The following is an 18,779-nucleotide window of genomic DNA, read 5'->3' as shown; positions in this document are numbered from 1 at the left end:
GGAGTTCGCGAGGAGGGAGCAGACGGTGACCGAGAAGGATGCTTCCACCCCCGAACGCGTTCCCAAGCGTGCGCGCGGGGGCACCGCGCCCACGATCTACGACATCGCGAGGCTGGCAGACGTGAACCCGTCCACGGTCTCGCGCGCGCTGAGTCAGCCCGGTCGGATCAACGCGAAGACCGAAGAGCGCATCCGCGCCGCCGCGAAGGAGCTCAACTACCGCGTCAATCCGATCGCGCGGGCGCTGCCGACCGGACGGACGAACACCCTCGGGCTGATAGTGGCCGACATCACCAACCCCGTGATCTTCGGCATCGTGCGCGGCGCAGAGCGCGCGGCCGCCGAGGCCGGGTACACCCTGATCGTCGCGGAGTCCCAGGAGTCGGGGGAGCGGGAGGCGGCCGCCGTGGAGCGGGTGCTGCCAGCGGTGGACGGCCTCGTGCTGGCGACCACCCGTCTGGGCGATGCGCAGATCGGCGCGCTCGCCGAACGCAAACCCCTCGTCGTCATCAACCGCGCCGTCGCGGGACAGACCTCGATCCTTCCCGACGTGGAACGCGGCGTCGGGCAACTCGTCGCGCATCTGGCAGAGCTCGGGCATCGCTCGGTCGCGTATCTCTCCGGCCCCGACACGTCGTGGATCAGTGGGCGCCGGTGGGAGGCGCTCCTGGAGGCGGCCCCGCGTCAGGGGATGACGATCGTCGAGATCGGTCCGGGGGCGCCGACGCTCGAGGGAGGCGCCTCCGCGATCTCGCGCGTGGTCGCCTCGGGGGTCACCGCGGTCGTTGCGTTCAACGACCTGATGGCGATCGGGCTCCTGCGGGCGGCTTCCGAGCGGGGGATCGCCGTGCCCGCGGCAGTGAGCATCGCCGGATTCGACGACATCTTCGGCAGCGACTTCACCTCACCCGGCATCACCACCGTGCATGCGCCCCTCGCCGAGGCGGGGGAGCGGGCGGTCAGGCAGCTCCTGAGTCGGGTGGGTCCGCGGGACGCGAAAGATGTGCCGGATGCCGCGACCCTTCTGCCCACCGATCTCGTGGTCCGCGGCTCGACGGGTCCACGAGCCGACTGAATCCTGCTCCGAGCAGACTCGGCGATTCGCCACGCTCGGTTTGGCAACCGATTGACAAATGGGGCGATCGGAAGAAGAATGATGCGTGTGACGATGCCGCTGCGACTTGACCCCGACCGCCTTTTTCCGGTCGATCCGGCGACTCGCGTCATCGCGCGGGACCTCTATCAATCGGTTGCGCACCTGCCGATCACCTCGCCCCATGGCCACGTCTCGCCGAGTCTGCTCAGGGACGACGAGCCGTTCTCCGATCCGGCATCCCTCCTTCTCACGCACGACCATTACGTCACTCGCCTCCTGCACGCCGCGGGGATCGATCCCGCGACTCTCGGCGTCGGAACCGCTGCGCCGGCGGATCCGCTTCACGCCTGGCGGACGCTGGCGGAGAACTGGCACCTTCTCGCCGGCACGGCCTCGGGGTACTGGCTCAACGACGAGCTGTCGACGCTGTTCGGCCTCGACGAGGAGCCCTCCGCCGAGAACGCGGATGCCACCTACGACGCCATCAGCGCGCGGCTGGCCGAACCGGGCTACCGCCCCCGCGCACTCTTCGACCGGTTCGGCATCGAGGTGCTGGCGACGACGGATGATCCGATGGACGACCTCTCGGTGCATGCCGAGCTCGCCGAGGATCCGTCATTCGCAGGACGCGTGCTGCCGACCTTCCGACCGGATGCCTACCTCGACCCCACCGCGCCGGACTTCCGGGCGCGGATCGAGCGTCTCACCGAGGCGAACGGCACGGCGCCCGACGACTTCGCCGGGTATCTCGCCGCCCTCGAGGCGCGACGGGCGCACTTCATCGCACACGGCGCGGTGTCGGCCGACCACGGGGTGCGGGAACCGTACACGGTCGATCTCACCGACGACGAGGCATCCGTCCTCTATCGTCGTGCGGTCGCCGGCGACCTGGACGCCGCCGGGGCGCGCGAGTTCTCGGGCAACATGCTGCTGCGGATGGCAGGCATGAGCGCCCGCGACGGCCTCGTGATGACCATCCACCCCGGCGTCTATCGCAACCACTCGAGCGCCACGTTCGCGCGACTGGGACCCGACACGGGCCACGACATCCCGGTGACGACGACCTACACGGCGAACCTGCGCCCGCTCCTCGAGCGTCACGGCCTCGAACCCGGCCTGCACATCGTGCTGTTCGCGGTCGACGAGACCGTCTATTCGCGAGAAGTGGCGCCGCTCGCCGGGTTCTACCCGAGCGTCTTCATCGGTGCTCCCTGGTGGTTCCTCGATGCTCCCGACGCCGTCCTGCGCTTTCGCGCGGCCGTCACCGAGACTGCCGGCTTCTACCGCGGCTCGGGCTTCATCGACGACACGCGGGCCTTCCTGTCGATACCCGCCCGTCACGACATGGCGAGACGACTCGACTCCGCGTTCCTCGCACGGCTCGTGCGCGAGGGGCGGATGTCGCCGTCGAGGGCGGAGAGCGTCGCCGTCGATCTCGTCGACGCGCTTCCTCGCCGGGTGTTCAAACTGTGAGCGCCGAGACCCGCGAGTCCATCGCGGCGCTCGCACACCGCTCGCCGGAGGCGCTCGCACACCGCTCGCCGGAGGCGCTCGATCGCCGCGCGCTCGCCGCGCGCACCGGCGAAGCCGCCCAGGCCGCCCCCGTGCGGATCGCCCATCTCGGGCTCGGCGCGTTCCACCGTGCTCACCAGGCGTGGTACACCTCCGTCGCCACCGATGCGGATGAGTGGGGGATCGTCGCCTTCACGGGCCGCAGCCCCCGCGCCGCCGAGGACCTCCAGGCCCAGGACGGCCTCTACTCGCTCGTGGTCCGCTCTGCCGACCACGACGAGATCGGCATCGTGCGGAGCATCTCCGAAGCCGTGGACGGCGCAAGGGTCGACCGGCTCGTCGGCACGGTCGCCGCGCCCGCGACCGCGCTGGTCACGCTCACCGTGACCGAGGCCGGCTATGCGCTCGATGCCGACGGTCGTCCCGATACCGCCGATCCGGCGGTCGCCGGGGATCTCCACTGGCTGGGCCGCAATCTCGGCGCGGCACGCTTCGACTTCGCCGATGCGCCCCGCACGGCGCTGGCGCGGCTGCTCGCCGCGCTCGAGGCGCGCCGGCGGGCGGGCGGCGGCGACCTCGCGATCGTGTCGTGCGACAACCTGCCGCACAACGGCCGGCTCGCTCGCGACGCGATGCTCGCACTGGCAGATCTCTCCGGTGCGGCGGCGACCCGCGAGTACCTCGCCGATCACGTCACGTTCGTCTCGACATCCATCGACCGGATCACCCCCAAGACCACCAGTGCGGATGCCGCGGCCGTCGCCGCGGCGACCGGGTGGCATGATCGTTCCCCCGTGGTCACCGAGCCTTTCCACGACTGGGTGCTCTCGGGTGAGTTCCGCAGCGGTCGCCCCGACTGGGAGCGCGGCGGCGCTCGGTTCGTCGACGACATCGACCCCTTCGAACGCCGGAAGCTGTGGCTGCTCAACGGCGCGCACACCCTGCTCGCCTACGCCGGGGCGGCCCGGGGGCATCGCACCGTCGCCGAGGCCGTGGCCGACGTGACGCTCCGATCCTGGGTCGAGGAGCTCTGGGATGAGGCGGTCCGGCACCTGCCGGCGGAAGGACTGGATCTCCCCGCGTACCGCGCTGCCCTCCTCGCCCGATTCGACAACGCCCGGATCCAGCACCTGCTCGATCAGATCGGCCAGGACGGCACGACGAAACTCCGCGTGCGCCTGGCCCCCGTGCTGAAGGCCGAGCGCGCCGCGGGGCGCGAGGGCGAGGCATCCGTCCGCGCCTTCGGTGCGTGGGTGTCGGCGGTCAGGAACGGGCGCGCGCCGTCCGACCGCGCGGGAGACGCGCTGATCGAGGCAGCGGGGGAGACCGGCGAGCGCGGCGTCGTTGCGCTGCTCGACCTGGTCGACAGCGAGCTGGCCTCGGATCCCGGCATCGTCGCCGCGGTCGGTCGCGTGGCCGCCGCCTTCTCGCCGCGCTGAGTTCGGGGCCGCGCGCGGCGCGGGTCGGGTGCCCACCCACGCCGAGTTGCCACAACTTCGCGCATCTCGACGCCGAGTCGCCACAAGGACTGGCAACTCGCAGGGCGGGTGGGGTCTCGCGCGTGACGCGCGGCGGGTGGTGGGACGGATGCCTCGGCCCCAGGCATCCGTTCATTCCGACCTAGGGGGCTCCGCCCCCGACTCGCTCGCCACGCCAGCCACCCACGCCGAGTTGCCACAACTTCGCGCATCTCGACGCGTCGGGTGCCCACCGACGCCGAGTTGCCACAACTTCGCGCATCTCGACGCCGAGTTGCCAGAAGGACTGGCAACTCGCCCGGCGGGCAGCGCGGGCCTCTCGCTCGCCACGCCAGCCACCCACGCCGAGTTGCCACAACTTCGCGCATCTCGACGCGTCGGGTTCCCACCGACGCCGAGTTGCCACAACTTCGCGCATCTCGACGCCGAGTTGCCACAAGGACTGGCAACTCGCAGGGCGGGGCGGGCACCTGCGCGGCCGGCGACGGTCTCGCGCGCGCAATCCCGCGCCGGTCGGGCTCCGGTGCCGAAGGCGCCTGGAGGAATGTCTGGCAATCGGTTGCCATGATTACGTTTTCGTGATTCACTGCTAGCAATCGGTTGCCATCGATCCCGATGCGACCGAGTCATCACACGTAGCGTCGCGTCAACGCAAGGACGCGGAGGAGAAGCATGACCATGTTGAGGCCGCAGGCTGGACCCACTCGTGAGCTCGTCAATCTGGACGGGCTGTGGCGATTCGCCATCGACAGCGCCGTGGCCGAGTCGCCGTGGAGCGGCACGCTCGCGACCTCCCTCGAGGCTGCGGTTCCGGCCAGCTACAACGACCAGTTCGCCGACGCGGCGATCCGCGATCACGTCGGCTGGGTCTGGTATCAGCGCACCGTGCGGGTGCCCCGCGGGTGGGCCGGCGAGCGGGTCTTCCTCCGGTTCGACGCGGCCACCCACGAAGGCGTCGTCTACGTGGACGATGTGAAGGTGGCCGAGCACGTGGGCGGCTACACGCCGTTCGAGGCCGACGTCACCGACGTCGTCGCCGCGGGCGCCGAGTTCCGCCTCACGGTGGGGGTCAGCAACGAGCTCACCAACATCACCATCCCGCCCGGTGTCATCACGGTCACCGACGAAGGTGGGCGGACGCAGGACTACCTGCACGACTTCTTCAACTACGCCGGGCTGGCCCGGTCGGTGTGGCTGTACAGCGCACCCGCCGTGCGCGTCTCCGACATCACCGTCACGACGGATGTCGACGGACAGGCCGGCCTCGTCGGCTTCGACGTCGAGACGACGGGAGCGGATGCCGTGAGCGTCGCTCTGCGCGATGCCGACGGCGCCGTCGTGGCGACGGCCTCGGGCTCATCGGGCGTGCTCCGTGTCGAGGACGTGAAGCTCTGGCAGCCGGGTGCGGCCTATCTCTACACGCTGAGCGCTCAGGCGCTCGTCGACGGCGAGATCTCAGATGAGTATTCGCTGCCCGTCGGCGTGCGCACGATCGAGGTGCGAGGCACGGAGTTCCTCATCAACGGCGCACCGTTCTACTTCACCGGGTTCGGCCGTCACGAAGACAGCGCGATCCGCGGCAAGGGGCACGACAACGCCTACCTCGTGCACGACTTCCAGCTCATGGACTGGATCGGCGCGAACTCCTTCCGCACGTCGCACTACCCGTACGCCGAGGAGGTCATGGAATTCGCCGACCGCCACGGCATCGTCGTGATCGACGAAGTGGGCGCCGTCGGACTGAACCTCTCCATGGGAGGCGGCATCTTCGGCGGTCAGCGCCAGCAGACGTTCTCACCCGACACGATCAACGATCGGACACGTGAGACGCACGCGCAGGCGATCCGCGAGCTCGTCGCACGCGACAAGAATCACCCGAGTGTCGTGCTGTGGTCGATCACGAACGAGCCCGCATCCAACGAGGAAGGTGCTCGCGAGTATTTCGAGCCGCTCGTGTCGCTCAACCGCGAGCTCGACCCGACGCGGCCGGTGACCTTCGTGAACGTCATGTTCTCGAACTTCGAGGTCGACCGCATCGCCGACCTGTTCGACGTGATCTGCCTCAACCGCTACTACGGCTGGTACGTCGACTCCGGCGACCTGCGCAGCGCGGAGCGCAAGCTCGAGGCCGAGCTGCTCGGCTGGCAGGAGAAGTTCGCGCGGCCCCTCATCATGACCGAGTACGGCGCCGACACGGTCGCCGGGTACCACTCGATCTACGACGTGCCCTTCACCGAGGAGTACCAGACGAGGTTCCTCGAGATGTACCACCGCGTGCACGATCGCGTCCCGGCGATCGTCGGCGAGCAGGTGTGGAACTTCGCGGACTTCCAGACCAAGAACGGCTTCGCCCGTGTCGACGGCAACAAGAAGGGCGTGTTCACGCGCGACCGCAAGCCGAAGGCCGCCGCGCATGCCCTCCGCGCCCGCTGGACCTCGCTCCGCGACGCCGACTGACCCTCCCCATCCGCTGCACCAGGCAAGGAAGCCCCGCATGACCACTGCCGTCCCCACCTCGACGACCTCATCGACACCCCAGAAGCTCGGCGCCCTCAGCATCGTCGGCTACGGAGCCGGTGACGCCGCGAACAACCTCGCGTTCACGACCGCGACGATGTTCCTGCTCGTGTACTACACCGACGTCGCGGGCATCTCCGCCGCGGCGGCGGGAACGCTGCTGCTGGTCGTGCGGGTGTTCGACGCCTTCGCCGACGTCTTCGCGGGCCGCATCGTCGACCGCACGTACAGCAAGCGGTTCGGCAAGTTCCGTCCGTTCATCCTGTTCGGATCGCTTCCGCTTCTCCTGCTGAGCGTGGCGACCTTCTCGGTTCCTCAGATCGGCGAATCGGGCATGCTGCTCTACGCGTACCTCACGTACGCTGCCCTGGGTCTGGCCTACAGCCTCGTCAACATCCCGTACGGCTCGCTCGCCGGCGCGATGACCCGCAACGCGGGCGAGCGGGCGAAGCTCGCCAGTGCCCGCACGATCGGAGCCATGCTCGTGGGCGCGGGCCTCGGCATCTTCGTGGCGCCGCTGATCAAGCCGGAGAACGACCTGCAGTCGATCTTCACCTTCATGACGCTCGGGTTCGTCGTGGTCGGTTTCGCCCTCTACCTCTTCACCTTCTTCACGGCGAAGGAGACCGTCATCCGCGACATCCCGAAGGTGACGATGAGGCAGAGCCTCGCGATCCTGCGGAGCAACCGCCCCCTGCTGCTGCTGTGCCTGAGCTCGTTCACGTTCCTCACCGGGATGCTCGCGCTCAGCACCGTGCAGCTGTATTACCTGCGCGATGTGCTCAATGCCCTGCCGCTGTACGCCGTCCTGTCGCTCGTGCAGATCGTGCTGGTGTTCGCGCTGGCGGCCGTCGTCCCCACGATCGTCCGCCGCTTCGGCAAGAGGAACGGCTACATCGCGGGCGGCGTCGTCATGATCATCGGCGGCCTCGTGGTCTTCTTCGCGCCGCCGGGGGCGGTCCCCGTGGCCTTCGCCGGCCTCGTGCTGTGCCAGATCGGCATCGCCCTCGTCAACATGCTCGTGTGGGCGCTCGAAGCCGACACCGTCGAGTACGGCGAGTGGAAGACAGGGGTGCGGGCCGAGGGCATCATCTACGCGCTCTTCTCCTTCACGCGCAAGACGGGTCAGGCCGTCGGCGGAGCGCTGGCCGCCTACGCGCTCGCCCTCGGGGGATACGCCGCGGGTGCGCAGGTGCAGTCCGACTCCGCCGAATGGGGGATCCGCGCCGCCGCGGGCCTCCTGCCGGCGGTCGCCGCCCTCATCGCGATCGCAGTGATGTTCTTCTACCCGCTCACCGACGCCCGCCACCGCGAGATCATCGCCGAGATCGCGCAGCGACGCGCTGCCCGTGGCGAGGCGGAGCCGGTCGACCCCGCGCTGAGCACGGCGGCCTTCCGCGCCGCCGACTCCACATCCGTACCGCCGACAACGGCCTGACCCGACAGACGCACCGAGAGGACTCCCCATGATCATCGACAAGGCCGAAGTCATCGTGACCAGCCCGGGCCGCAACTTCGTCACGCTTCGGCTGACGACTGACGAGGGTCACGTCGGCATCGGCGATGCGACTCTCAACGGCCGCGAACTGGCCGTGGTGAGCTACCTCAAGGATCACGTCGCGCCCCTTCTCATCGGGAAGGACGCGGGGCGGATCGAAGACACCTGGCAGTTCCTCTATCGCTCGGCGTACTGGCGCCGCGGGCCCGTCACGATGGCGGCGATCGCCGCCGTCGACATGGCGCTGTGGGACATCAAGGGCAAGGCCGCCGGGATGCCGGTCTACCAGCTTCTCGGAGGTGCGAGCCGCCGCGGGCTCATGGCGTATGGCCACGCCTCGGGCAAGGACCTGCCCGAGATCTTCGACTCGATCCGCGCTCATCTCGAGAAGGGCTACCGCTCGATCCGGGTGCAGACCGGGGTGCCGGGCCTTCAGGCCATCTACGGCATCGCCTCGAACGCCGCGGCGACGACCTCCGGCATCCGTTACGACCATGAGCCGGCCGTGCGGGGTGCCCTCCCACAGGAGGAGGACTGGGACACGCGCGCGTACCTCCGCCACCTTCCCGGGGTCTTCGAGGCGGTCCGCAACGAGTTCGGTCCCGAGTTGCCTCTGCTGCACGACGGGCACCACCGCATGACGCCGATCCAGGCCGCCAAGCTCGGAAAGGCGCTCGAGCCGTACGACCTGTTCTGGCTCGAGGACTGCACGCCCGCCGAGAATCAGGAGGCCCTGCGTCTGGTGCGCCAGCACACCACGACGCCGCTCGCGATCGGCGAGATCTTCAACACCGTGTGGGACTTCAAGGACCTGATCAAGGAGCAGCTCATCGATTACGTCCGGGGAGCCGTCACCCACATGGGCGGCATCAGCCCGCTGAAGAAGACGCTCGAGTACGCGGCGCAGTACCAGATCAAGTCGGGCATGCACGGCCCGACCGACATCTCGCCGGTCGGCATGGCCGCGGCGATGCACCTGGGCCTGTCGATCCACAACTTCGGGATCCAGGAGTACATGCAGCACTCCGCACAGACCGACTCCGTCTTCCAGCAGAGCTTCTCGTGGACGGACGGCTACCTGCACCCCGGCGACGAGCCGGGCCTCGGCGTGACCCTCGACGTCGACGAGGCGGGCAAGTACCCGTATGAGAAGGCGTACCTGCCGTTCAACCGCCTCGCCGACGGAACGGTGCACGACTGGTGACCGAGAGGGCACCCCTCGTCTGCGTGATGGGCGTGTCGGCGGCGGGCAAGTCCACCGTCGGCAGAGCCGTGGCGCAGGAGTGGGGGGTGCCGTTCGTGGATGCGGACGATCTGCATCCCGAGCCCAACCGCCGCAAGATGGCGTCCGGCGTCGCGCTGACCGACGAAGATCGATGGCCCTGGCTCGACGCCGTGGGCGCGGAGTTCGACCGTCACCGGGCGTCCGGACTCGTGGTCGCCTGCAGTGCGCTGCGCGTGGCGTATCGCGACCGCATCCGGTCCGTCGCGCCGCTCGTGCACTTCATCCACCTCGACGGCGCGCACCCGGTGTTGAGATCGCGGGCGCAGGCGCGCACCGATCACTTCATGCCGGCCCACCTGCTCGATTCGCAGATCGCGACGCTCGAACCGCTTCGAAGCCATGAGGCGGGGATCGTGGTGGATGTCGCGGCCGAGGTCCACGAGATCGTCGCCGGCATCGTCGGCGCGATGCGGGTCATCCGCGAAACGGCGGAGTCCCGCTGACGCGGATCAGACGTTCAACACTCGCTCGGGAACCGGAAAGACTCAGCCCCCCGGTGCCCGAGCGAGCGGAGGGGTCGACGCTGAACCTTCGAGGAGCGCCGGCCGCGGCATCCGTTTCGACCCGAGGTCAGATCGCAGCGCAGCAGCCCTTGGATCACTCCGGCGATCGACTGGAGGTGCGCACCCGGAGGTGCGGCTCGAAGACCTCGTGCACGGCATCCGTTCGTCCGCCGACGCGTTCGAGGAGCAGCTGGATCGCCCGCGCGCCCATCTCATCGCCCGGCTGGTCGACGGTCGTGAGGCCGAGGGCCGGGTGGGAGGCGATCGGGACGTCGTCGTAGCCGACCACGGAGATGGGCCGTGACGACTCGGCGACGGCGCGGAGCGTGCCGATGGCGAGCTCGTCGTGGGCGGCGAAGATCGCGGTCGGCTGCGCGCCTTCTTCGAGCGCCTGGCGCACCGTCCGGTAGGCGGCCTCCTGACCCTCGTCGGTGCGCAGCACGACGACCTCGTCGGCGAGACCTGCCCGCTCCATCTCGGTGCGGTAGGTGCGCAGACGCAGGCCGTGCGGCGACGGCACCTCTTCGTCCGACTCGGGCAGGGTGAGGTGGGTGATCCTCGTGTGGCCGAGGCCGAGCAGGTGCGTCATCGCGGCATGTGCGCCGGCGACGTCGTCGCCGGCGACGGTGTCGTAGGCGTCCGAGGTGTCGTGGCGCCCGAACATCACGACGGGCGTGTGCGCGGCGATCCGATCGAGCGCCTCGGGGGTGACGCGAGGGGAGACCGCGATCACCCCGTCCACCTGACGGTCCACGAGAGCCTCGATCGCCCGGAGGCCGTGACGCGACCCGGCTTCTGCGGGAGCGATCACGAGCTGGTACTGCGTGTCGGCGAGCGCGCGCATCGCGCCGTTGAGCATGCGGGTGAAGAACTGGTTGCCGAAGTCGGGGATCTCGATGCCGATGGTGAAGGTGCGTCCGCGCATCGCGCGTGCGGCGATCCGGGGGCGGTAGTTCAGCTCCGTCATCGCCGCCGTCACGCGCTCGCGCATGGAGTCGCTGACGCCGTAGGCATCCCGCAGCACCTTCGACACCGCAGCGCGGGACACGCCTGCTGCCGCCGCGACGTCTTCGATGGTCGCGCTGCGTCCGGGGGTGGGGGCCATGAACCGAGAGTACTAGCGCCGTACCGCGCCGGCGGGGGAGGTCGCCTCGTCGCTGAGGGGGGCGGTCAGCCGGTGCGCGCCGGCGCCGAGGTCGACGTCGGGCGAGCCCGGGCGGCGGAACACGGCGGTGGTGTCCGGCGGCACGACGGCTACGACGTGGAGCTCACCGGCATCCGTCTCCCACTCGACGGATGCGAGCCCGTGCGGCGTCTCGAGCGAGGTCTTGGCCCACTCGAGGCCGCCGCCCGGCTGGGGCGCGACGAGGAGGCGCGCGTACCCGGGTTCGAGCGGCGCGAGTCCGCCGGCGATCCGATGGATCCAGTCGGCCACCGCGCCGAGCGCGTAGTGGTTGAAGCTCGTCATCTCGCCGGGGTTGATGGAGCCGTTGGGCAGCATCGAGTCCCAGCGCTCCCAGACCGTGGTCGCGCCCATGGTCACGGGGTAGAGCCACGAGGGGCACTCCCGCTGCATGAGCAGGCCGTACGCCTCCGCGAGGTGGCCCGTCGCGGTGAGTGCGTCCATGATGAACGGCGTCCCGGCGAATCCGGTCGAGATGCGGAAGCCGCTCTCTCGCACGAGGGTGGCGAGGCGCTCGCCGGACCATCGGCGCTGCTCGGCGTCGAGGAGGTCGAATGCGATCGCGAGCGAATACACCGTCGTGCAGTCGCTCAGGATCCGCGAATCGGACACGTACTCCGCCTGGAACCCGCGGCGGAGGGTCTCAGCCAGGTCGGTGAACTCTGCCGCGTCCTCGGGACGGTCCAGGAGTGCGGCCGCCTTCGCGACGATGCGTGCCGTGCGGTAGGCGGCCGCGGTCGCGACGACGCCGCGGTCGGCCTTGGCCCCGGCCGGATCGGCGGGCGGAGCGTCGGGGTCGAGCCAGTCGCCGAACTGGAAGCCGCGGTCCCACACGCCTGCCGGCGAGAGCAGTGATCGCACCCTCCGCGCGTGCATCGCCATCGCGGGGAACGTCTCTGCGAGCACCTCGCGGTCGCCGTACGCCTCCCACAGTGCCCAGGGCACCCAGGCGACGGCGTCGCTCCAGACGGCGGTCGAGTCGACGGGCGAGAACTCCGCGGGCGCACCCATGTACTTGAGGATGTCGGGGACGACGAAGGGGACGATGCCGTCCTGGTGGGACTGCTCGAGGGCGACATCGCGCAGCCAGTCGCGGAGGAAGCCGCTCACGTCGAAGAGGAAGGCCGCCGTCGGCGCGAAAACGGCGATGTCGCCGGTCCAGCCCAGCCGCTCGTCGCGTTGCGGGCAGTCGGTCGGCACATCGAGGAAGTTGCCGCGCATGCCCCAGACGACGTTCTCGTGCAGCCGGTTCAGAAGAGGATCGGATGACTCGAACCGGCCCGTGCGGCGCAGGTCGGAGCTCACCACGACCGCGGTCAGGGCGTCGCCGGTGAGGGCCTCGATGCCGCCGGGCCAGCCCTCGACCTCGACGTAGCGGAACCCGTGGAACGTGAACGTCGGCTCGAAGACGTCGTCCTCGCCGCTCAGCACGAACGTGTCGGTCGCCTTCGCCGTACGGAGGGGACGGATGCCGAGCTCGCCGTCTTCGAGCACCTCTGCGTGCCGCAGAGTGATGGTGTCGCCGGCCGAGCCGCGGACGGCGACGCGCGCCCACCCGACGAGGTTCTGCCCGAAGTCGACGAGCGTCTTGCCTGCCGGGCTCGTCCAGACGCGAACCGGTCGCAGCCGCTCCTGCCGGCGCACAGGTGGGCCGGCGTACGGCTCGAGCCTGTCCAGGTCGAAGTCGACGACCTGCACGGGCGACCACGCGCTGTCATCGAACCCGACGGTGTTCCAGCCGGGGATGGCGAGCCGCGCGTCGATGTGCTCGCCGTCGTAGATGCTGTTCGAGACGACAGGGCCGGATGCCGCGTGCCACCCCTCACCGGTCGCCGCCGTCTGCACGTGCCCGTCCTCGAACCGGATGCGCAGCTCGAGGAATCCGGCGATCTCGGGGCCGTACGGGGGAGCGTCACCCCAGCCGAGCCTGCCGCGGTACCAGCCGTCGCCGAGCGCGAGGCCCAGCGCGACCCGGTCGCCGCCGACGCGCTCCGTCACGTCGTAGGTCGCGTAGCGGACGCGCCACTCGTAGCTCGTCCATCCCGGCGTCAGGACGTCGTCCGACAGCGGCGCGCCGTCGATGAAGGCTTCCACGACCCCGAGTGCAGACAGCGTGGCGGTCGCCTCGGCGACTGCTCCGTGACCGTCGTCGAGCGTGATCTCGGTGCGCAGCAGCGGCGCGCGCTCGAGGCGCTCCGCCGGTGCGATGAATCGGCCCTGCCAGTCGGACATCCCATACCTCGTCGTGTGTTTCGTCAGGAAAGCGGGTCCCCGGGCGTCGCCGGAGGAGGCCGAGCCTATCGATTCGTGTATCGGTCTACAAGTTATCCCCGCGCTTCGTCGAAGCGGGATGTAGATCAGTCCACATTTCTTGTGTAGATCGGTTGACACTTTGCCGAGCGTGCGCCTACTGTGGCCTCACCCACGCATCGAGAGCGTTGTCCGCCTCGAAGCATCAACAGCGCAGTTGCCTTTACATGGAGGTAGAGAAGATGGTTTCCCGAACCACGACACGACGGGCGCTCCTCGCGTTCGGCGTCGGCGGCGTCGCCCTGACGGTGGCACTGGCCGGCTGCTCGGCCGGCGGTGGCTCGTCGGCAAGCGACGGCCCGGTCACGATCAGCTATCTCGTCGACAACGGCGAGGCGACGGTCGCCGTTGCGGACGCACTCGTCAAGGCGTTCGAGGCGGAGAACCCCGACATCAAGGTCGATGTCCAGACGCGCCCCCAGGGCTCGGAGGGCGACAACCTCATCAAGACCCGGCTCTCCACCGGAGAGATGGACGATGTCTTCTCCTACAACTCCGGCTCGCTCTTCCAGGCGCTGAGCCCCGACCAGACGCTCGTGAACCTGGACGACCAGGACTGGGTCGGCAAGCTCGACAAGAACTTCGTCAAGACCGTGTCGACCGACAAGGGCGTGTACGGCGCCCCCATGGGCCAGTCGATGGCCGGTGCCGTCATCTACAACAAGGACATTTATTCGCAGCTCGGACTCGAGGTGCCCACCACGTGGGACGAGTTCATCGCCAACAGCGAGAAGATCAAGGAAGCCGGCGTCGCGGCACCCATCGTGCAGACGTACGGCGACACCTGGACCTCGCAGCTGTTCGTGCTGGGCGACTTCAACAACGTCTTGGCCGAGGACCCGAAGTGGGCCGAGGAGTACACCGCCAACAAGGCGAAGTACGTCGACCAGCCCGGCCTCGCGGGCTTCGAGCACCTCCAGGAGGTCTTCGACAAGAAGCTCCTGAACGAGGACTTCGCCTCGGCGACGTACAGCGACGGCGTCTCGATGGTCGCGACGGGCAAGGGTGCGCAGTATCCGATCCTGACGTTCGCGGCGTCGCAGCTCATGACCACCAACCCCGAGGCGAAGGATGTTGTCGGGACTTTCCCCCTCCCCGGCCCCGACGCCGCCTCCAACGGCCTGACGGTGTGGATGCCCAACGGCGTCTACATCCCGACCTCGACCGAGGGCGCGAAGCTCGACGCCGCGAAGAAGTTCGTCTCGTGGATCACGACGAAGGACAGCTGCGACATCCAGGCGCAGTCCACGGCGCCGCAGGGGCCGTTCGTCATCGAAGGCTGCACGCTCGGCAGTGACGTGCCGGCGATGGTGTCCGATCTTCAGCCGTACTTCGACGACGGCAAGACCAACCTCGCCCTGGAGTTCCTGTCGCCCATCAAGGGACCGGCGCTCGAGCAGATCACGGTCGCCGTCGGCTCCGGCATCACGTCCGCGAAGGACGGTGCCGCGCAGTACGACGAGGACGTGAAGAAGCAGGCCCAGCAGCTGGGTCTCGACGGCTGGTAAGCCACCGAACGGTCGCGGGGGCCGGACATCTCTCCGGCCCCCGCGACTCGGAGACACTCATGAGCACCACGATCGCCACGCCGCGCCGCAGCCGGACCGCGGGCGCCGAGCCGCAGGCGAAGCCCCGCCGCCGGATGAAGAGTCCGTATCCCAGCTGGTTCTTCCTCCCCGCCGGCGTCTTCTACGTCATCCTCTTCCTCGTTCCGACCGTCGCGTCGTTCTGGTTCTCGCTGACGCGGTGGACGCTGTTCGACGTCGAGTTCATCGGTTTCGAGAACTACATCCGGTTCTTCCAGGAGCCCCCGCTCGTCCAGGGCTTCGTCAACACCTTCATCTACGCCTTCGTCACCTCCGGCGCGAAGGTCGTGCTCGGACTGCTGTTCGGGGTGCTGCTGAGCTCGCAGATCATCGGTCGCGGCTTCACGCGCTCCGTCATCTTCTTCCCCGTGCTGGCCAGCACGATCGGCGTGGGGATCATGTTCAAGGTCCTGCTCGACCCGTTCGACGGCCCGGTCAACGCCGGGCTCGAGGCGATCGGGCTCCAGGGGCCGGGGTGGTGGACCGACCCGGCGACGGCTCTGCTCACCGTGGCGATGGTCGACATCTGGAAGGGCGTCGGCCTTGCCACGCTCATCTTCATCGCGGGCATGGTCGCGATCCCGCAGGAGTACTACGAGGCGGCCAGGGTCGACGGCGCCGGAGCAGGCAAGACGTTCCGGCACATCACGCTTCCGCTGCTGCAGCCCGCGACCGCCACTGTCGTGCTGCTCTCGCTCATCGGTGGCCTGCGCTCTTTCGACCTCATCTGGGCCATCACGAAGGGCGGTCCGGGCTTCACCAGCGACGTCCTGGCGTCCGTCGTCTACAAGCAGTACCAAGCGGGATTCTTCGGACTGTCGACCGCGGGCAACGTCGTGCTGTTCGTCGTCGTCGCGGCCATCATCTTCCCGCTGTCGTGGTGGCTCAACCGCAAGGGAGACCAGTCGTGACCAATCGTGTGTGGCGGTGGGTCGGCGGATCGGTCGCGCTCATCATCGCCGTCTTCGTGTTCCTCGTCCCGTTCGCCTTCATGGTCCTCACCGCGGGCAAGACCCAGAAAGAGGCCGCGGCGCTGAAGTTCAGCTGGCCGACCCACTGGGCGTTCTTCGACAACCTCGTCACCGTCCTCAGCACGCGCGACTTCCTCATCGTGCGCGCATTCGTCAACAGCACGATCCTGACGGTGGGCGCCGTCGCGATCATGGTCGTCCTCGGGGCGATGGTCGGCTATGTCCTCCAGCGCCGGCGCTCGCGCTGGAATCCGCTGGTGAACTTCTTCGTCCTCGCCGGCCTCATCATCCCCCCGGCTGTCGTCCCGACGATCTGGGTCCTGCAGGGACTGGGGCTGTTCAAGACCCTCGTCGGCCTCATCGCCGTGCACGTCGCGTTCGGCCTGTCGTTCTGCATCCTGCTGTTCCGTGCGTTCGTGGCGGGCATCCCGCGGGAGCTCGACGAGGCGGCGATCATCGACGGCGCGGGTCCGGTGAAGCTCTTCTTCCGTGTCGTCTTCCCGCTGCTGCGCTCGGTCATCATCACGGTCATCGTGGTGCAGGCCGTCTCGGTCTTCAACGACTTCACCTTCGCGCTGTACTTCCTGCCGGGGGACGACAACGCCACGGTGCAGCTGACGACCTACAACTACACGTCACAGGCGGTGAGCTCCTGGAACCTGCTCTTCATGAACGTGCTCATCATCACGATCCCGCCGCTGATCATGTACGTCTTCTTCCAGCGGCAGATCGTCGCGGGCATGACCTCGGGCGCCGTGAAGGGATGAGCGGCCGGCCGCGGCATCCGTCCGTCGCGGAAGACATCCGCCGCTGGGTCGCCGAGCACTCGCCCCAGCCGTTCCAGGAGTCGGAGATCAGCGCGCCGTCTCGAGAGCTGATTTGGTCGTACGGTCGCGGCGAATACGAGCTCGCCGTGCTGGCGCGCCTCGTCGATGAGGGCTTCGCCGCCAACCGGCACGTGCACTATCCCCGCAGCCATCGTCGCCCCGCGGTCGCCGCCGTATTCCGCACCACGGTCGCGCACGGCGGGGCGCTGCGGATGCGGGTCGCCGGCGCGGCGTCCGTCGCCCTCGACGGAGTGCCGCTCGATCCGGCACGCGGAAGTGGCGACCTGCTCAGCCTCGACCTTCCGGACCGCACCGTCGAGCTCGTGGTCGAGGTCGTCGGCCATGCGTCGCTCGTTCCCGCGCTCGCCCTCGAACCGGCCGAGGCCGACGTCCTCTCGTGGGAGGTGAGCGTCGAGGGAGGGGACTGGGTCGCAGCGGCACGACGGCGGGGCGGCACGCGCCCTCCCCACCTCGCTCCCACCGGCAGCGTCAGCCTCGGCGCGCGCGGAGGGCCGGATGGGCTGCTCGACGTGGGTGCACCCGTCCTCGGCCGACCCGTGTTCGCCCCCGGGCCGAGGCCGGTCGTCGTGAGCGGTGAGAGCCCCGCCGAGGCGTGCGGAGCCCCGCTCTCCCACGAGACGCGGCACGACGTCGTCGAGATCCCGGGCGGCGGCTGGACGACGCGTCACCGGCTCGGCTTCCGCTACCTGCGCACCGATCGGCCGGCCGCCGATGTCACGGTCGAGGCCTCCGTCATGCCCGTCGACCGCCCGGGCGCCTTCGCCTGCTCGGATGACCGCCTCACGAAGATCTGGGCCGTCGCCCAGTACACGCTGCGGATGTGCGCCCAGGGGCTCACGATCGACGGCATCAAACGGGACAGGATGCCGTGGGCCGGCGACCAGGCGATGAGCACCCTCGTGAACGCCTTCGCCCTGGGCGAAGCAGGTCTCGTCGCGGACGGGCTCGTCGCGCTCGGGCAGCCGGGGCACGGCTACGTCAACGGCATCGCTGACTACTCCCTCTGGTGGGTCATCAACGTCGACCTCGCCGCGCGCTACTTCGGCGACCTCGAGTTCCTGGCGCGAGAGGCGTCGCGAGTGGACGAGTTCGTCGGCGACCTCGCGCAGCACGCAGGTGCCGACGGCGTTTTCCGGCCTCCTCGGCAGTCCGGCGGCTTCGTGGACGCGGGCCCCGGGTCGGTGTTCCTCGACTGGGGGGTCGAGCTCGATGAGGGCCGCGATGCCGTCGCGCTGCAGATGCTCTGGCACTGGGCGCTTCGCAGCGCCGAGCGCGTGCTGGAACGAGTGGGCCACGCGGGGGCCGAGAGGTGGGCGTCGCTCGCCGAGCGACTCGCCTCGACGCTGCGCACGCGCGCGTGGTCGGCCGATCGTGGCATGTGGCGGGCGTACCTCGACTCGACCGACTCGCACTCCGACCCCGCGCCCTACGCGAACTTCCTCGCCGTCCTCGCGGGCATGCACGCCGAGGCGCCGCCGGGGGTTCAGGATGCCGTGCGGGGTCTCGCTGCGGGGACCCCGTTCATGAACGCGCTGCGGCTGCGGGCCCTGCTGGAGAGCGATCCGGCCGAGGCCCTCGCGCAGATCGACCGGGTATGGGGCGCGATGCTCGATCGCGGGTACGGCACGTTCTGGGAGGAGGCGACGGACGCCGAGGACCCCTTCGAGATGTACGGACGCCCCTTCGGCCGGAGCCTCTGCCACGCGTGGTCGGCGGGCCCGGCGGCCCTCATCCCAGAGGCGGTCTTCGGCATCCGCCCCCTCGGCGACGGGTGGTCGTCGTTCACCATCGCACCGGCCCTCGGGGCACTCGAGTGGGCCTCACTGGTCGTCCCCGCCCCGACCGGCGACATCGTCGTGGTCGCGGACCGGGAACGCATCGAGGTCGAGGTGCCGCTGGGCTCGACATTCGTCCCTCCTGAAGGCGGCGAGATCGAAGGGCCGGCCCGCGTCTCGTGGCCGTCCGGCTAGGGGTCACCGGAGCCGACGAAGA

At 69.3% G+C, this 18,779-nt stretch carries 13 protein-coding genes; 11 read left to right on the top strand and 2 right to left on the bottom strand.

The genetic code is table 11. From position 1 onward, the window contains the following. Positions 1-25 precede the first annotated feature (25 nt). The 7 genes from ACSBPH_RS08100 to ACSBPH_RS08070 all read left to right on the top strand — a co-directional run bounded on the left by ACSBPH_RS08100 (position 26) and on the right by ACSBPH_RS08070 (position 9,829). Positions 26-1,075, top strand: coding sequence for a LacI family DNA-binding transcriptional regulator (locus tag ACSBPH_RS08100; RefSeq protein WP_442577078.1), 1,050 nt, complete (start codon positions 26-28; stop codon positions 1,073-1,075). 93 nt (positions 1,076-1,168) lie between these two features. Next, positions 1,169-2,569 carry a glucuronate isomerase gene (gene uxaC, locus ACSBPH_RS08095; protein ID WP_442577266.1) on the top strand — a complete coding sequence of 467 codons (1,401 nt, stop codon included), beginning with the start codon at positions 1,169-1,171 and terminating at the stop codon, positions 2,567-2,569. Further along, complete coding sequence (locus tag ACSBPH_RS08090) at positions 2,566-4,047, top strand: mannitol dehydrogenase family protein (protein ID WP_442577077.1); 1,482 nt, start codon at positions 2,566-2,568, stop codon at positions 4,045-4,047. Before uxaC ends, ACSBPH_RS08090 begins: the two co-directional genes overlap by 4 nt. Before the next feature lie 711 nt (positions 4,048-4,758). Then, on the top strand, positions 4,759-6,543 hold the full coding sequence (gene uidA, locus ACSBPH_RS08085; RefSeq protein ID WP_442577076.1) for a beta-glucuronidase: 1,785 nt from the start codon (positions 4,759-4,761) through the stop codon (positions 6,541-6,543). A gap of 37 nt (positions 6,544-6,580) precedes the next feature. Continuing rightward, on the top strand, positions 6,581-8,041 hold the full coding sequence (gene uidB / locus ACSBPH_RS08080; protein WP_442577075.1) for a glucuronide transporter: 1,461 nt from the start codon (positions 6,581-6,583) through the stop codon (positions 8,039-8,041). 28 nt (positions 8,042-8,069) lie between these two features. Then, positions 8,070-9,305, top strand: coding sequence for a D-mannonate dehydratase ManD (gene manD / locus ACSBPH_RS08075; RefSeq protein WP_442577074.1), 1,236 nt, complete (start codon positions 8,070-8,072; stop codon positions 9,303-9,305). Further along, positions 9,302-9,829, top strand: a complete 528-nt coding sequence (locus ACSBPH_RS08070) for a gluconokinase (RefSeq protein WP_442577073.1) — start codon at positions 9,302-9,304, stop codon at positions 9,827-9,829. Before manD ends, ACSBPH_RS08070 begins: the two co-directional genes overlap by 4 nt. Before the next feature lie 154 nt (positions 9,830-9,983). Here the strand turns inward: ACSBPH_RS08070 and ACSBPH_RS08065 are convergent, their stop codons facing one another. Together ACSBPH_RS08065 and ACSBPH_RS08060 are read right to left on the bottom strand one after the other, a co-directional pair. Then, a complete protein-coding gene (locus ACSBPH_RS08065; RefSeq protein WP_442577072.1) occupies positions 9,984-10,994 on the bottom strand; it encodes a LacI family DNA-binding transcriptional regulator in 1,011 nt (336 codons plus the stop codon). A 12-nt stretch (positions 10,995-11,006) separates the two neighbouring features. After that, a complete protein-coding gene (locus ACSBPH_RS08060; protein ID WP_442577071.1) occupies positions 11,007-13,304 on the bottom strand; it encodes a family 78 glycoside hydrolase catalytic domain in 2,298 nt (765 codons plus the stop codon). A 260-nt stretch (positions 13,305-13,564) separates the two neighbouring features. On the opposite strand from ACSBPH_RS08060, the gene ACSBPH_RS08055 reads away from it, so the two are divergent. From ACSBPH_RS08055 to ACSBPH_RS08040, 4 genes are read left to right on the top strand one after another with little or no spacing between them, the layout of a single operon-like run. After that, positions 13,565-14,890, top strand: a complete 1,326-nt coding sequence (locus ACSBPH_RS08055) for an ABC transporter substrate-binding protein (RefSeq protein WP_442577070.1) — start codon at positions 13,565-13,567, stop codon at positions 14,888-14,890. A 59-nt stretch (positions 14,891-14,949) separates the two neighbouring features. Continuing rightward, positions 14,950-15,879 (top strand): carbohydrate ABC transporter permease, encoded by a 930-nt coding sequence (locus tag ACSBPH_RS08050; RefSeq protein WP_442577069.1) that lies wholly within the window; start codon positions 14,950-14,952, stop codon positions 15,877-15,879. Continuing rightward, entirely contained in the window at positions 15,876-16,706 is an 831-nt protein-coding gene (locus ACSBPH_RS08045) for a carbohydrate ABC transporter permease (protein ID WP_442577068.1), read from the top strand. The genes ACSBPH_RS08050 and ACSBPH_RS08045 overlap by 4 nt, the downstream gene beginning before the upstream one ends. Beyond that, entirely contained in the window at positions 16,703-18,757 is a 2,055-nt protein-coding gene (locus ACSBPH_RS08040) for an alpha-L-rhamnosidase-related protein (protein WP_442577067.1), read from the top strand. The genes ACSBPH_RS08045 and ACSBPH_RS08040 overlap by 4 nt, the downstream gene beginning before the upstream one ends. Positions 18,758-18,779 lie beyond the last annotated feature (22 nt).

Origin of the sequence: Microbacterium sp. F51-2R (assembly GCF_052180235.1) — a bacterium.
Lineage (GTDB): Bacteria > Actinomycetota > Actinomycetes > Actinomycetales > Microbacteriaceae > Microbacterium.
The sequence above is the reverse complement of the archived record's forward strand: the minus strand, read 5'-3'. Positions and strand labels throughout refer to the sequence as shown.